The sequence below is a fragment of the Pantoea sp. SIMBA_079 genome, from assembly GCF_046940275.1.
GTDB lineage: Bacteria > Pseudomonadota > Gammaproteobacteria > Enterobacterales > Enterobacteriaceae > Pantoea > Pantoea borealis.
Map to the genome: position 1 here is coordinate 1 of NZ_JAWRYR010000558.1, position 258 is coordinate 258.

At 68.2% G+C, this 258-nt stretch carries 1 protein-coding gene; it reads right to left on the minus strand.

All coding sequences use genetic code 11. The features are described from left to right. Positions 1-258 (minus strand): hypothetical protein (locus tag SB719_RS21185; protein WP_412159891.1); only part of this gene is annotated, 258 nt, incomplete at both ends.

The following is a 258-nucleotide window of genomic DNA, read 5'->3' on the forward strand; positions in this document are numbered from 1 at the left end:
CCGACAGCCGGTAGAGCGGGGTGTAGGCGAACTGGAAGTCGTAGCGGCCGTCGCGTTCGAGGATCAGCGTGCTGGTCGTCCAGGTCTGGCGCTTCTGCGCCTGCATGATGCGGTTGATCTCGGCGAAGCCGGCCTTGGCATCCGGCGACAGGCGGAACGCGACCTTCTCCAGCGGCGCCTGCGGGGCGCGTGCGATCGCGAAGGAGATGCTGCTGGTGCGCGGCGCGCCACCGTCGTCGTCGGCCAGCGATTCGAAAT